The sequence below is a fragment of the Rhodococcus sp. IC4_135 genome, assembly GCF_011602025.1.
GTDB lineage: Bacteria > Actinomycetota > Actinomycetes > Mycobacteriales > Mycobacteriaceae > Rhodococcus_F > Rhodococcus_F baikonurensis.
Genome location: NZ_JAAOLG010000060.1, coordinates 1 through 13,941, shown reverse-complemented (window position 1 = coordinate 13,941; position 13,941 = coordinate 1). Strand labels below are relative to the sequence as shown.

The window sequence follows — 13,941 nt, the reverse complement described above, 5'->3', positions numbered from 1 at the left end:
CCGTCGATCGCGATCAGTCCGATACGCATGGCGCGAACAATAGCAATACTGCCGTATACGCCACTTCTCACATGCCCTTGCTCGTCATACGCTTAACTCGCTTCACCAAGAAACCTCGACACCTAGGAGAACCCCTCATGTCCACACCCGCATCACTTCCGTATGCCTTCGTCGCCAAGATCGTCGCGGCCGATGGACAGCACGACGCGCTCGCCGATCTGCTCGCCGGCGCTGTCGCGCTCGCCAACGAAGAAGTAGGAACGATTGTCTGGTTCGCGGTCAGGACCCACGCCGACACCTTCTGGATCTTCGATGCATTCCCCGACGAGGCCGCTCGCGACGCCCACGCCAACGGCGCCATCGTCGCAGCCCTGATGGCCAACCAGCACCTCCTCGGCGCAGCACCCGAGATCCTGGCGGCCGACGTCCTCGCGTCCAAGCTCCCGTAGTCCGCCAACGCACGAGACGATCGCGCCCCGCCGAGCCGTCGCCAGGTCGCGACGCAACGCCACGCTGCGTTGCCGAGCGGTGCGAGGCCTATCGGCACACGGACAGGATGCCGGCCGCGAGCGCTCAGCCGGCGAGGGTTCCGTCGCAGAGGAGAGCGACGTCGGTGTCGGGCAGAGCCGTGAGGCCAGCGCATCGCGCGACCACCAGAACCGAACCGCCCCTGCCCTGCGTTTCCGCAGGTCAGGGGCTGTTCGCCGGAGCCGCCTGTCGGAATCGAACCGACGACCTAATCACATCGGCTTTGCGTCTATCGCTTGATGCGCCCACTGGGCGAACGAGCCACTGACCTGCGCAAACGCCGAGCGTGGGGGACGCCGCCATCCGGTGGTGACCGACGTCGACCGACCAGTACCGACCGTTTCACCGGAGCTTGCGGCGGCGTCGAAGCCGAGCAAGCTCCATTCCTTTAGCTCACCGCGCCCTCCTCCTCGCCGGTCCCGTCGTCGTCGAAGACGTTTCAGGGGTCTTCTCAGATGACGGTGTAAGTCGGCCGGGCGCGTCGGTCCGCAGATAGACGTCGAGGTCTCCCGACGACGGAGGTTCCTACGCCATCCATCCGAAAGACCTCGACGTGTCCGACGCTACCCCGCCGGCCGGCTTCGGCCGCCCTGACCTGACCGCCTTCGCTCGACTCGACGGCCTCGGTCTGAGCGTGACCGGACAACGACTTGAACCGGATCGTGCGGTCCTCGCGTGCCGCGTGGTGGAACCAGATCAGTGGTGCCGACGGTGCGGCAGCGAAGGCGCTGCTCGTGACACCGTGATCCGGCGGTTGGCCCACGAGCCGCTGGGCTGGCGACCGACCGTGCTGGAAGTTGTAGTGCGCCGCTACCGCTGTGCCGACTGCGGACACGTGTGGCGCCAAGACACCAGCGCCGCGGCGGAGCCACGCGCGAAGCTCTCGCGCACCGGGCTGCGGTGGGCGCTGGAAGGGATCGTGGTCGCACACCTCACCGTCGCCCGTGTCGCCGAGGGACTCGGGCTCGCGTGGGACACCGCCAACAACGCGGTCCTGGCTGAAGGCAAGCGGCTGCTGATCAACGACCCCACGCGGTTCGAGGGCGTGAAGGTCATTGGCGTCGATGAGCACGTCTGGCGCCACACCAGGCGTGGCGACAAGTACGTCACCGTGATCATCGACCTCACCCCGGTCCGCGATGGCGCCGGCCCAGCAAGGCTGCTGGACATGGTCGAGGGCCGGTCGAAGGCGGCGTTCAAGACCTGGCTCGCCGACCGCGACGACGCCTTCCGTGACGCGGTCGAGGTGGTCGCGATGGACGGCTTCACCGGGTTCAAGACCGCCGCTGCAGAGGAGATCCCGGACGCGGTCACGGTGATGGATCCCTTCCACGTCGTGCGCCTGGCCGGTGACGCCCTCGACAGGTGCCGGCGCCGGGTCCAACTCGCGATCCACGGGCACCGTGGGTTCAGGGACGACCCGCTCTACAAGTCGCGGCGCACGCTGCACACCGGCGCGGACCTGCTCACCGACAAGCAGAGCGACAGGCTACGCGCGCTGTTCGTTGATGACGCTCACGTCGAGGTCGAGGCGACCTGGGGTGTCTACCAGCGCATGATCGCCGCCTATCGCCACGAGGACCGGCAACGTGGCCGCGAGCTCATGGAGAAGCTGATCACCGACCTCAGCGCCGGCGTCCCCAAGGTGCTCACCGAGCTCACCACCCTGGGCCGGACCCTGAAGAAGCGAGCCGCTGACGTGCTCGCCTACTTCGAACGACCCGGCACCAGCAACGGGCCGACCGAGGCGCTCAACGGACGGCTCGAACACCTGCGCAGCTCCGCACTCGGGTTCCGCAACCTGACCAACTACATCGCCCGAAGCCTGCTCGAGACCGGCGGCTTCAGACCCCAACTCCTACACCCCCGATTGGGATGAGCCCCCAAACCGGCAGAAATGATCTGAGGCGTTCATGCGAAGACGCCGTCGGCTGATGTCGTGGACGAACGAACCACGTGCGTGGATCAACGGCAACCACCGCTCTACAGAACGTCGATGCCGGTCAGAACGAGCACCTTCTCCTCAGTGAGATCTTCCATTGCCGAAAGGACTCCCTCTTTGCCTGTCCCAGAGTCCTTCACGCCCCCGTACGGCATCTGATCGGCGCGGTAGCTCGGGACATCACCGACGATGACTCCACCGACGTTCAGAACACGTGAGGCGCGAAAAGCGGTCTGCAGGTTTGAGGTGAAAACCCCTGCCTGCAAACCGAACCGAGACTCATTGACCTTCTCGAACGCATCCTCGTCCGAGGAGACCTTGCAGAGCGCCACGACAGGTCCGAAGACTTCGTCGTCGAGTACCCGCGCGCCGCGGGGCGCGTCCTCGATCACGGTGGGCTCGACAACGGCCCCCACTCGTCCGCCACCGGCGAGAACGGTCGCACCGCCTGCCACCGCCTCGTCGATCCACTGCTCCACACGCACGGCAGCACGCTCGTCGATCAGTGGACCGACATCGGTAGCGTCGTCGTCGAGTGCACCGGTGGACAACATGCCGATCCAGGACAGTATCCGTTGCCGCATGCTCTCGTAGTGCTTGTCGTGCAAGAATACTCGCTGCACCGCGATGCAGGACTGACCAGCTTGGTACATCGAGAACCGCGCAATTCGTTCGGCCGCGAAGTCCTGTCCGGCTTCATCGGACCAGTCTTCACACACCACGACGGCGGCGTTTCCTCCCAATTCGAGCGTGACGTGTTTTCGCGGCACCCGATCGCGGATGGCCCACCCCACAGGAACCGAACCGGTGAATGAGACCACCGGCAGACGCGGATCCTGGACCATCTCCGAAGCCTTTTCGTTCGAGACCGTCAACACGGACCACGCGCCTTCTGGCAGTGACGTTTCCGCCAGCAGCTCACCGAGCACCAGACTCGACAGCGGTGTCGCTGGCGCAGGCTTGACGATGATCGGCGCACCGACGGCGAGCGCCGGCGCAACTTTGTGGGCGACCAAGTTGAGCGGAAAGTTGAACGGGGCGATCCCGAGGATGGGGCCGCGCGGGACCCGGTGAACCAGAGCCAAACGACCGTCCGAGCCTGCATCGGTATCGAGTCGTTGCATGTGTCCACTCCAGCGCCTGGCCTCCTCGGCTGCCCACCGGAAGGTGGTAGCGGCGCGGGTAACCTCGACACGCGCCCACTTGATTGGCTTGCCGGATTCGGCTGAGATGAGCTGGGCAATCTCCTCGTGGCGGTCGTTCAGACGCGTTGATATGTGTATAAGAGCGTCTGCGCGGATATGCACGGGTGTACTCGCGAATTCGGTGGCCACCGCCGAGGCAGCTGCGATCGCGGACTCGATGTGCACCGGATCCGCCTCGGACACAGTTGCGACAATCCGACCGTCGAATGAATTGCGGATCTCGATACGGCTATCGGTCGTCGTCGCCTCGCCGGCGATCAGGAATGGAAAGTGTTTAATGCTCATCGGTATTCCTCTTCGAAGTGTACAAACAACTGCTCGCCGACCCCCTTGTTGCGGTGGCCGGCGAGCGCGTTGATGTACTGGACAGGTCAGACGGATGCAGCGGTGGCTGCGTTCTTCTGGAGAATCTCGAGCGCTTGGATGAGGTAGGTGCGGAAGACTGCGTGGTTCTCGCTCATCGGGAAGTGACCGATGTCTTTCATCTCGATGAACTGCGCGTTCTTGATTTGCGCGGCCGTTCGGGCGCTGTCTTCCGGCGTGGTCAGGTAGTCGTAGTCGCCGGTCAACATCACGACGGGGCAGCGATCGCCGTCGATCTGATCGAGCTTGTCGCGCAGATCGTGATCGACCGAGTAGAAGTGCAGGTCGCCCTTGAACGCTTCGGATCCCTGGGTGTAATAGAACCAGGTCTTCCAGCGATCTGCCTCCGGTGACTGGGGAGCCATGAGATCCCACGTGCCGCTGGCGCACACCTGCGCTGCGTTCGCGTGCGGGTGCTGCCACCAGTCGAGGTAGAAGCCAGGCGAGTAGTCGGCACCTTCGACAGGGATGACGCCGGCGAAGCGATCCGGATTGCGCAGCGCAAGCTGCAGGGCGATGTTGCCGCCGAACGAGGATCCCATGAAGATCGGATTCTCGAGTTCGAGCGCATCAACGAGTGCAACGATGAAATTGGCGTAGTGGTCAGCCGAGAGTTTGTATTCCTCGGTCCACCACTCGGTGTTCTCCGGCGGATCGGACTTTCCATGTCGAGGTAGGTCGTAGGCGATGACGCGATAATTCGCGGTGATCTCTTCGTCTTCCAGCAGCCCGCGCCACTGATGGTTGTGAGCCCCGGCGGTGTGCTGGCACACCAAGGGCTGACCGGTGCCGTTCTCCAGGTAGAAGACCTTGTACAGCAGGCCGTCGACGTCGACGTCGACGTAGTGTCCCGTCACCGGGGAAATCTTGCTCATCTCGAGGGTTCCTTCGTTGGGGGGAGATTTTGAACTGGTTTGGGTGGCGCTGGTGAATCAGACCGGCACACCGACAGTGCGGAGCAGTTCGATCTGGCGTGTCACGCACCGCAAGTTCTGCATGAGAACCAGCACGTCGCCTTCGAGCTTCATGTCCCGTTGGAATGAGGCAGCCCAGATCCCGTGGTACATCGGCGCGGGTACGGGCACGCCGAACCCCTGCCAGGTCTTGGCACTGGCCCGGATGGCGAACTGGTACGGGCGGTCGAGGGGGCCGGGATCGACCGTGATGGCGTGTACTTTGCCGGTCGTCATCTCGACGACGAAGGTATGTGTGCCCATGTCCAAGAGGTACGAACAAGTGAAGTACTTGCCGTGCGCCTGGATTTCGGGATCCTGATCCGAGGCCTGCTCGAACGCATCGGCCCACTGCTGGGGGGTCTGAGTGATGGTGGCAGTCATTGTTTTCCTTCGTCGACTTGTGTGCCGGATTATTTCTGGAACGGGGATGATCGAAGGGTGATTGCTAGTGCTTCACCGTCGCGAACATGACACCCATCACACCGACAATCGACGGGTACGTCCAATACCAATGACCCTTCCGATCGATAGGAAACAACTATTGGTGTGCATCTACCTGGCCGAATAGCATCGGCGATGTGCGCTTACCCCTGGAGTTGAGGCCGCTGTCGTACTTCGTGGCGGTGGCGGAGGAACTGCACTTCGGCCGTGCGGCTGCACGGCTCCATATCGCCCAACCATCTCTGAGTGTTCAGATTCGAAAGCTTGAGCACTCTCTGGGGACAGCGCTGTTCATTCGTGACAGCCGTCATGTGGCCCTGACGCCGGCAGGGGTGAGGCTCTTGGAAGGAAGCCGTCAGCTACTCTCGGATGCCGAGCGCATTGCGTCGCTCACCCGGCAAGTCGGCCGCAGTGCGCGCAGCAATCTCGTTATCGGATTCCAGGCGAATGCTGCCGCTGAGCTGACCCCGGACATCCTGTCGGCATTTCGCTCGATGCACCCGGATGTCGAGGTGGAAATGCAATCGTTCGACTTCTCCGACCCCTACGTCGGACTAGGCGACGGCACGGTGGACGTAGCGTTCATCAGGCCGCCCGTCGTCGTTGCGGACTGGCTCGCGCTCGACACCCTTTTCATCGAACCGCGAGTGCTGGTCGTTAGCTCGGACTCCCCTCTTGCGCAACATGATTCGATCAGTGTCGAGGATCTCACAGGTCAGCCATTCGTTGCTCGTCGCAGTACCGACGAGTGGCGTGACTTCTGGCTCGCACTGAGCTCTCGCGATGGGCATGACGTTCGGCTCGGAGCCGAGGTTTCAACGGTCGACGAGTGTTTCGAAGCGATCTTGTCGAAGAAGGGCGTCGCGTTCTCGCAAGCATCGACGCAGCGGTTCTATTCTCGGCCAGGACTAGCGTTCGTTCCTGTCACCGGCATACCACCAACGCCGTTATCTATCGGTTGGCGATCAGACGTCGATTCTCTATTGACTCGCGACTTCGTAGAGGCTGCTCGCAGCGTTGCTACAGCCCGCCCTGTGCCGAATTCATGGATGCCCGCGGTCGAAGGTGTGACCTCCTTGCTCGACCGTTTTCCGGCCAAGCTCACTTCGTAACGTCTCGCCGCGCACTTGAGGATCAGGCTAGCCGGTCCTGGCAGTGAGCGCAGTCTGATCGCCGTGCGCACCTGGCAGCGACTTCCGCTACTACTAAATATTGGCGACGGCAGGATGAATCATCCGTTTTGTCGATGGTCAAAACGCACACCCAGGCCCACAGTGAATCGCATGTAAGTGTTTGTAGTGGCCGGCCCGGGGCTGGCTGACAGGATAGGTGTCGTCGCTACAACGCCGTGTGACTCATGAATCGCTTTGCTCCTTTCGGATGCACTGGCCGGGGTTTGTCCACTCTATTGTGGCGGCGACGCCGGTCCGGTCTTGCTTCGGTGGCTTAATCAGAAGCCTGCCCGACCTCGTTGCCGCGAGGTCGTGGCCCGTTACAGGCCTGCCTCGAAGTGCTCTTTCCGGGCCGACGCCGACAACGACGTCGCCCATCGGAAAGGACATCCGTCGCTATGCCTATCGTCGCAGATAACTACGAGATCGTCATCGGGGTAGATACCCACGCCGCGGCCCATGCGCTGTGTGTCGTGGCCGCCGCAACCGGTGCGGTACAGGACAAAGCAAGTTTTCCGGCAAGCCCGGCGGGTCTTGATCGGGCCCGCACGTGGATTGCACACAGGGCAGGTCAACAAGCCGCCCTCGTCGTCATCGAAGGCATCGGCTCCTACGGCGCCGGACTCTCCGACCGCGTTCTTGCGGCGGGATTCCCGGTAGCCGAACCCTCCGTGATGGGTTCGGCGGATCGGAGAGGAGTCGGTAAGACCGACGATCTCGACGCCGCTCGTATCGCCCGGTCAGTTCTGTCCGTCGACATCGATCGACTGCGCCGACCACGTGCGGACGGATCGCGAGTGGCGATGCGCGTTCTCGTGGTCGCGCGCGAGCAGATGACGTGCGAACGGACGCGCGCGGTCAATGCGTTGACAGCTTTGGTTCGCACCGTCGAACTTGGTGTGGATGCACGAAAATCGTTGGCATACAGTCAGATAAAGGAGATCGCCTGTTCAGCCGATAGACAAGGCGTCGCTTAATAGCCGAAAATCCAAGTTCGCCATTCGTTCGCCATGACAGGAGTGACAACCTTGCCCTTCTGGTCATCGAAACCCGGCAAACCGCCGCAACTAGGATCTGCAACTTCGCTTCCGCAAGTGCAACCCCCGACACCATCGCTGGCGTCGACCCGACCTTGGTACGACGGCTGGGGCACCCGCAGGAAGGTGCTCGCCAGCTTGTTCACGGCGCTGGCGCTGTTTGGCTCCGGACTCGCCTCCGGATGGTGGCTGCAGAACGAACTGGTAGCTCGCCAGGAATCGAGTACCGCTGCCCGTCCCGACGACGGCACCCTCGACGATTTTGCTGCCGATATCGCATCGGGTGCCATGCCTGACCTGCGCAGTCTCGGCTCCGACGCATCGAAGCAAATCCTCGCTGACAGCGGAATCCCGGTCGACCGTGTCGAGGTGACCACCCGCGCGGCCGCCGGACGTCCGGGCATCGTCATCGAGCAGACACCACCGTTCGGCAGTTCCGATACGGCGAAGGTGACGCTGGTTGTTTCGACGTCGGCCCAGGTGCCCGTCATCGAGAACCGCTCGGCTACGGAGGTGATCTCGGAACTGCAGGAACTCGGTGCGCAGGTGATCGTGAAGAGCCGCTACCAACCGGACGCGGTCCGAGACGGTGCGCTCGACGTGGATCCACCAGTCGGTGCACCGATTCCCGACGCGGTTACCCTCACTGTCGCTCAGTCCCCCGGATCCGCCTACCCTTCGAAGCTCGACGCCATGGAGAGCGGGTGCGGTACCGGGTCGGAGTCGATGGACGGCAAGAAATATGAGAACTCGGTGACCTGCACCGCGAACAAACCTGGCACTGCCAAGCCGCGCAAGTCGGTGTGGAATCTGGCCCACGCGGTCGACGAGATGCGCGCCACGGTCGGGGTTCCCACCGATTCCATGCCCGGCACCAGGGTCCGCGTCGAGGTGTTCGCAGACGGCACACCGGTCGCGGCCGTCGACGCTGGCTACGGCCAGCCCGCAGACCTCTACGCACGTGTCTCGGGGGCACTGCAACTAACCGTCGTCGCGACCGCGCTCACCGACAGCGGATCGTCGAGAGACACCGAAGCCGTCCTCGCCGACCCGACCATTCTCGGCAGCCAGCAGGCCATCGTAGATCTCACCGAGGACAACTGATGGCCAACTGGTGGCCGAGACTCGGTGCATTGCTCGTGATCCTCGTGTCGGCTTGCCTGCTGCCCGTTTCGTCTGCGGCACAGACACCGACCACTCCACCCACCCGTGCGGTGTCCGCCGCACCGGCGGCCCTGCTTATGGTCATGGACTTGTCCGGTTCGATGAACGACAACGACGCGAACGGCAAGAACAAGCTGACCGGCGCTAAGCAGAGCCTGAGCAGGATCGTCGGGGACACGGCTTCCTCGAGCACACCGCTGGGCCTCTGGACGTACCCGACAGCCGGCAGCAACTGCGATCCCGGGTCATTTCTTGCCGGCGCAGACGGAGGTGTGCGCAAGGACACCGACACGCTGATGGCCCAGGTGTCCGGTCTGAAAGCGGACGGCGGGACACCGACAGGTCCGGCTCTTCGTGCGTCGGTCGATTCGCTGAAGGCCAACGGCATCACCACTGCCACCGTGGTCCTCATCTCGGACGGCGAAAGCAACTGTGGCCAGGCTCCGTGCGACACGGCGAAACAGATCGTCGCCGAAGGGTTCGACGTCACAGTCGAGGCGCTGGGCTTCCAGCTGTCGGGACAAGGTCGCACCGAACTCGAATGCATCGCATCCACCACAGGTGGCCGCTACAGCGACATCGCAGACGTGGACGAAATGCAGAAGAGGCTCAAGGAACTGATGATTCCCGAGTTGGCGTTGACGATCTCGGCTCCCGATACCGTAGCGGGCGGCGCCGACGTCACACTGACAGCGAACGTCACCAACTCGTCGGCACGAGCCGTCAACGACGTGCGACTGTCCCTCTCGTTTCGCGCGGACACCGACCAGGCTCTCTTCCCTGTCGTCATCCCGCCCGTCGCGCGACTCGGCAACATCCCCGCAGGGCACAGTGCAAACTTCGAGTGGAAGCTGCGACCCGCGGACTCGAATGCAACCCAGGACCGAACCGCGAACTACCGGGTCATCGCTACCGCCGCCCGACCCGCCGCCGCAGCCATGGCAGAGGGCACCATCAAGATCGACCTTCGCTCCGTGGCGGGCGGGGTAGTCAAGGCACTCCTCGACAATGGCTCCACGGTCGCGGTATTCGGCGACTCCTACGCCGCCGGCGAGGGCGCCGGCCGATACCTTCCCGGCAACAGTCGTGTGGACGAATGGTGCCATCGGTCCCAATCCACCCATGTGACACAGCTTTTCGGGATCGAGCACACCAAAAACTACGCGTGCTCCGGTGCAGTTCAAACGAACCTGTTCGGACCTCAGCCTGGCCGGGTCACATACGACTCCCAGGTCGCCCAGATGGACGACGGACCCACCGTCGATGCAGCCTTTCTCAGTATCGGGGGCAACGATATCGGATTCGCCGACATCGTCACCGGCTGCTTGTACCCGAACTACGATGCCAGGCTGGACACCCTCGACGGTGTCCACCTCAAGGAGACCATTTCCACCTGCGGATACGCGGATGCGAACGCTCAAGGACTGGTCGACAACGATGCAGTCAGGCAGCGCACCGTACGCCAGAAACTCGACGACCTGAGCACACAACTGCCCGGCACCTACCGGAAGGTGTACGACGCCCTGAACACCAAGGCGGAACTCGACCAACGCGACGGTAGTGAAGCTCCGCTGCTCGTGCTCGGCTATCCGCTGCCGTTCCCCGACACCGTCGGCGTCACGTGCGGCGAGTTCTCCGCCAGGGAGGTTGCGTATGCCAACAAGGTTGTCCGAGAACTCAACAGAGTCCTGGCGCGGTCGGTGAGCGCCGCACAGAATGACGCCCGCCAGATCTACTGGATCGACACCGTCGAGCGGTCGATGCAACCGGTGAACACACTGTGCGACGGCTCCGCGTCAGGAATCAACGGCGCCACCTTCGGCCAGGGCGCCGGCCTCGCAGCCCAGCAGTTCGTGGGCCTGAATGCGAACAAGCAAGAACTCGTCCACCCTAACGAACTGGGCTACAGCCGGATAGCGGGCGCGATCGCGCAGTGGTCGACCAGCTCTTATGCAGCTCCACATGAAGCTCCATCGTCCGCCAGGCACCACTAACCGCGGAATTCACCACCGGAGTCGAGTGCGCACTGCACGCCGTCCCGAACGTGCAAGCCACCGAACCCGCCCGCTGTATCCAGACCATGAACACTGTGGTCCCGGCCGGCACCTACTACGAAGCCGAGATTCGAAGCATCCCACGCACCCTGGCGACAGGATTCACGACGCAAGACGGCCCACTCGATCTCCACGTCGTCATCCCCCCGGACCTCGACTTCGGCACACACACGATAATCGTCAGGACGGTAAATCCATCGGGGAACGAAGCAGTCACCGCGTATCAGATCACAGTGAAGGCACCAATACCGCTGTGGTGGTGGGTAACGGCGGGCACCGCCGCGGTCTCACTGCTACTGGCAGTTTGGTTCACCGTCCACTCGCGGACGTTCCGCGGCAAGTCTTTGCGAACTCCGGCGAGTACCTGACAGCATGAAATAGATCGAGCGCCACACACAAGTGAACCGGTCCCGGGGAGTCGGACCTGAATTCTCAGTCCAACTTCCGTGGAGCAGCTCACTGCTGCGGGACTACTTCCCCAAGGGCACCGACCTGAGAGTGCATTCGCCGCAGCATCTCCTGGCGGTCGAGAGCGAACTCAATCGCCGACCCCGCCGAGTTATCCAAGACTGCACTCCCACAGAACTATTCGAGTCACTGCTAACCTCAAGCCACGTCAACTGTTGCAACGATGGCTAGAACCCGCCCCGTCGTTTCTGGACTACTTTTCAACCGTCGTTAACAACTGGTACCAAGTCGCAGGATTCAACACCGAGTTGCCGAAACACGACTGCGGGCGCGTGTCCGACATCCTCGAGATGTTCCGGATCATCACCTACGGCATCGACCACCACTCAAAGAACCGGACGCCCGTCGAGGACAAGCTGGCGTTCGAACTCGAGTTCCAGGGCTTCAATCACAACGACCCGCAGGAAAATCACATGGCGAGCTACGTCGACTTCCTACTGGAGTCCTGGCTGCACCTACGTGCGGGTGAGGAACGTCTGCGCGCAGAATCGGTAGTGGACGCTCTGGGGAAGTATCCGCGGCCGATCACCCTGTCCAACTTCGTCGCCTTCGACGTGGTTGGGTGCTGACAGAACTCCCTACCTGCTGTATAGATCCAATAGGTTTTTACTGTGATTATTGCTTTATATGGTCGTAAATGCGACCATATAATCTATGGATGAGATGACGGTGCACGATGCGGCAGCCGCACTTGCGGTGACCGAACGTCAGGTCACCAGATTGGCGCGCGCCGGCACCATCACCATCACCCGCGAGGTCGGCAAATCCCTCCTACTCAGCAGCGCATCCGTGCATCGCATCGCTCAGACCACTCGCCGCCGCGGCCGCCCGTGGAACCCGGACGTCGCATGGGCTGCGCTGGCACTGCTCTCTCACCGCACAGTCGACTGGATCTCACCGCCAGAACAGATCACCCGACTCAAACATCGTTTACGTCGGTCCAACGCGGACGAGGTGGCGTACCTCGCCAGGAACCGCGCCACCACACACCACATGGATACATGGGACGGAGATGCAGACGCCCTGATCAGGGACGGCCACCTCGCTGCCACCGGAGTCAGTGCCATCATTCACGTACCGGAAAGGGCTGCCCGATTCGGACTGTCCTCGACCCTGGGTGACAAAGCCGACGGGTACATCGTCGATGACGCTTTCGAGGACATCGTCGAACAGTTCGGGATGCTGTCTCCTGACGGAGACGTCACCCTGCGGGTCGTCACCGCTCTGAACCCGTTCTTCGACACGACAACACTGCCGATCGCGGCCGTGGCCGTTGACCTGATGGAATCCCTCGACACTCGTGAGCGCAGCGCCGGCACTCGCGTCCTACAGGAGCTGCTCGATGACTTCCGCTGACAGGCCACAGCGGCCCGACCGAACCGCGTTTCCGAAGCCGGAGCAGGCTGCCTCTGAGCGTCCCGAATGGACGGTGACGGCTCCTGCCGGTGGGCAACACCGTGGCCGCAAGCTGCAGAACTCGCCCACACCATCCCTTCCGAACAATGGACCCTGGTCGGAGGGCTGATGGTGCAGCTGCATGCAGCTCGAGCCGGGGTGCCACTCAACCGGCCGACTGTCGACGTCGATATCGTGCGGCACATCGAAAGCGGCGCGGCCATCTTCAACGAGATCAAGAAGCAGCTAGAAGATCTCGGCTACGAGCTCGTCATGCCACTCACAGATGACCCGATTCGCCGGTTCACCCGCGGGCCTGAGAAATCGAAGCAGATTGTCGACGTGATGGTCGCCGACCCCTTGTCACCCCGACATGCGCCAAGGTTCTAGGAGCGCCCGGAGTCCCCATACCACCAACCACGGGACACAACATACGCGAACATTTCATCAATAGAGACACAATATGTTGTGCCAAAACCGCTTCTTTGGCGATTTATGTCGGCACCATGACCTATACTCACAAATGCAGAAATGCCCGCTCCTGGGCATTGGCGCAGGGAGCGGGCTGGTACTTCTGTGGTGGAAGCCAACCTATAACTCTCTGTATCCGTCCGTCAAAAGGGCGCGTGTTCAGTCCTCGCGATTCCCTTGTCTGCGAAGGGAAGAGGAACGCGCAGAGATTTTAAGGAGGAAGCCATGGCTTCCAAACCGCTCAAGCCTGGCACACCGGCGCCCCGCTCCGGTCAGGTAGAGATCGTCGGCCCCCGTGGTGGTCGCACTGGAGACGAGCGAACGACCGTCCGAGGAAAACCGTTACCTCCGACGCCGAAGCCCGGCCAGGGTTACATCTTGGTCGATCCGACCAAGAACGGAGCAGGGCGCAAGTAAGCCGGCCCTGTAAAAAAACTCCCCGTGCATCATCAGATGTACGGGGAGTTTTACAACCGAGCGCGAAAATTTCCGAAATGGCCAGATCGACCATCCTGCATTATCACTGATTTCGTTCTTACAGCATCAATAGGGATGCGATGGACTGAGAGCGCCGGCCACTGAGGAAAGTGAACACACGGACTAGCCTCGATCGGCCAGCTAGTGCCCCGAGTTTGAAGTTGTTTTACGGTCAGCTTTCACCAGGATCTGCTCGGCGGTTTTCGTCCACACGAACGGCTGCGCCCGCGGATTCCACCCGTTGATGAACTCTCGGATCTTCGCCGTC

15 protein-coding genes and 1 pseudogene are annotated in these 13,941 nt (G+C 62.3%); 11 read left to right on the top strand and 5 right to left on the bottom strand.

What is annotated here, in order from left to right; translation table 11 throughout:
- Positions 1-137: 137 nt before the first annotated feature.
- On the top strand, positions 138-449 hold the full coding sequence (locus tag G8767_RS33895; RefSeq protein WP_003941073.1) for an antibiotic biosynthesis monooxygenase: 312 nt from the start codon (positions 138-140) through the stop codon (positions 447-449).
- 291 nt (positions 450-740) lie between these two features.
- Here G8767_RS33895 and G8767_RS33890 read toward each other — a convergent pair whose 3' ends face one another.
- Entirely contained in the window at positions 741-905 is a 165-nt protein-coding gene (locus G8767_RS33890) for a hypothetical protein (protein ID WP_003941075.1), read from the bottom strand.
- Between the two features lie 176 nt (positions 906-1,081).
- On the opposite strand from G8767_RS33890, the gene G8767_RS33885 reads away from it, so the two are divergent.
- Positions 1,082-2,407, top strand: a complete 1,326-nt coding sequence (locus G8767_RS33885; RefSeq protein WP_003941077.1) for an ISL3-like element ISPfr2 family transposase — start codon at positions 1,082-1,084, stop codon at positions 2,405-2,407.
- A 104-nt stretch (positions 2,408-2,511) separates the two neighbouring features.
- Here the strand turns inward: G8767_RS33885 and G8767_RS33880 are convergent, their stop codons facing one another.
- The 3 genes from G8767_RS33880 to G8767_RS33870 all read right to left on the bottom strand — a co-directional run bounded on the left by G8767_RS33880 (position 2,512) and on the right by G8767_RS33870 (position 5,375).
- On the bottom strand, positions 2,512-3,960 hold the full coding sequence (locus G8767_RS33880) for an aldehyde dehydrogenase family protein (protein ID WP_166814115.1): 1,449 nt from the start codon (positions 3,958-3,960) through the stop codon (positions 2,512-2,514).
- Between the two features lie 86 nt (positions 3,961-4,046).
- Positions 4,047-4,913, bottom strand: a complete 867-nt coding sequence (locus tag G8767_RS33875) for an alpha/beta hydrolase (protein WP_003941838.1) — start codon at positions 4,911-4,913, stop codon at positions 4,047-4,049.
- A 57-nt stretch (positions 4,914-4,970) separates the two neighbouring features.
- Entirely contained in the window at positions 4,971-5,375 is a 405-nt protein-coding gene (locus G8767_RS33870) for a hypothetical protein (RefSeq protein WP_003941837.1), read from the bottom strand.
- Between the two features lie 197 nt (positions 5,376-5,572).
- Between G8767_RS33870 and G8767_RS33865 the strand changes: the two genes are divergently transcribed.
- The 9 genes from G8767_RS33865 to G8767_RS33825 all read left to right on the top strand — a co-directional run bounded on the left by G8767_RS33865 (position 5,573) and on the right by G8767_RS33825 (position 13,613).
- Complete coding sequence (locus tag G8767_RS33865) at positions 5,573-6,547, top strand: LysR substrate-binding domain-containing protein (RefSeq protein WP_042926698.1); 975 nt, start codon at positions 5,573-5,575, stop codon at positions 6,545-6,547.
- A 458-nt stretch (positions 6,548-7,005) separates the two neighbouring features.
- On the top strand, positions 7,006-7,584 hold the full coding sequence (locus G8767_RS33860; RefSeq protein ID WP_003941835.1) for a transposase: 579 nt from the start codon (positions 7,006-7,008) through the stop codon (positions 7,582-7,584).
- Between the two features lie 117 nt (positions 7,585-7,701).
- Entirely contained in the window at positions 7,702-8,748 is a 1,047-nt protein-coding gene (locus tag G8767_RS33855) for an NPCBM/NEW2 domain-containing protein (RefSeq protein ID WP_157770400.1), read from the top strand.
- Complete coding sequence (locus G8767_RS33850) at positions 8,748-10,802, top strand: VWA domain-containing protein (protein WP_003941839.1); 2,055 nt, start codon at positions 8,748-8,750, stop codon at positions 10,800-10,802. Before G8767_RS33855 ends, G8767_RS33850 begins: the two co-directional genes overlap by 1 nt.
- Positions 10,803-10,888: 86 nt before the next feature.
- Positions 10,889-11,230 (top strand): hypothetical protein, encoded by a 342-nt coding sequence (locus G8767_RS33845; RefSeq protein ID WP_003941834.1) that lies wholly within the window; start codon positions 10,889-10,891, stop codon positions 11,228-11,230.
- A 78-nt stretch (positions 11,231-11,308) separates the two neighbouring features.
- Complete coding sequence (locus G8767_RS33840; protein ID WP_256670339.1) at positions 11,309-11,899, top strand: YfbU family protein; 591 nt, start codon at positions 11,309-11,311, stop codon at positions 11,897-11,899.
- An 85-nt stretch (positions 11,900-11,984) separates the two neighbouring features.
- Entirely contained in the window at positions 11,985-12,686 is a 702-nt protein-coding gene (locus G8767_RS33835) for a hypothetical protein (protein ID WP_037132739.1), read from the top strand.
- A gap of 66 nt (positions 12,687-12,752) precedes the next feature.
- Positions 12,753-13,115, top strand: coding sequence for a hypothetical protein (locus G8767_RS33830; RefSeq protein WP_003946276.1), 363 nt, complete (start codon positions 12,753-12,755; stop codon positions 13,113-13,115).
- 306 nt (positions 13,116-13,421) lie between these two features.
- A complete protein-coding gene (locus tag G8767_RS33825; protein WP_003946277.1) occupies positions 13,422-13,613 on the top strand; it encodes a hypothetical protein in 192 nt (63 codons plus the stop codon).
- A gap of 201 nt (positions 13,614-13,814) precedes the next feature.
- Here the strand turns inward: G8767_RS33825 and G8767_RS36110 are convergent.
- Positions 13,815-13,941: pseudogene (locus G8767_RS36110) on the bottom strand (IS630 family transposase); the annotation flags it as partial.

What these genes read in the sequence shown, in the direction of transcription:
- G8767_RS33825 (WP_003946277.1), top strand. Translation starts at nt 13,422, where the DNA reads ATGGCTTCCAAACCGCTCAAGCCTGGCACACCGGCGCCCCGCTCCGGT.
- G8767_RS33870 (WP_003941837.1), bottom strand. Translation starts at nt 5,375, where the DNA reads ATGACTGCCACCATCACTCAGACCCCCCAGCAGTGGGCCGATGCGTTC.
- G8767_RS33850 (WP_003941839.1), top strand. Translation starts at nt 8,748, where the DNA reads ATGGCCAACTGGTGGCCGAGACTCGGTGCATTGCTCGTGATCCTCGTG.
- G8767_RS33880 (WP_166814115.1), bottom strand. Translation starts at nt 3,960, where the DNA reads ATGAGCATTAAACACTTTCCATTCCTGATCGCCGGCGAGGCGACGACG.
- G8767_RS33860 (WP_003941835.1), top strand. Translation starts at nt 7,006, where the DNA reads ATGCCTATCGTCGCAGATAACTACGAGATCGTCATCGGGGTAGATACC.
- G8767_RS33845 (WP_003941834.1), top strand. Translation starts at nt 10,889, where the DNA reads ATGAACACTGTGGTCCCGGCCGGCACCTACTACGAAGCCGAGATTCGA.
- G8767_RS33835 (WP_037132739.1), top strand. Translation starts at nt 11,985, where the DNA reads ATGGATGAGATGACGGTGCACGATGCGGCAGCCGCACTTGCGGTGACC.
- G8767_RS33830 (WP_003946276.1), top strand. Translation starts at nt 12,753, where the DNA reads ATGGACGGTGACGGCTCCTGCCGGTGGGCAACACCGTGGCCGCAAGCT.
- G8767_RS33895 (WP_003941073.1), top strand. Translation starts at nt 138, where the DNA reads ATGTCCACACCCGCATCACTTCCGTATGCCTTCGTCGCCAAGATCGTC.
- G8767_RS33875 (WP_003941838.1), bottom strand. Translation starts at nt 4,913, where the DNA reads ATGAGCAAGATTTCCCCGGTGACGGGACACTACGTCGACGTCGACGTC.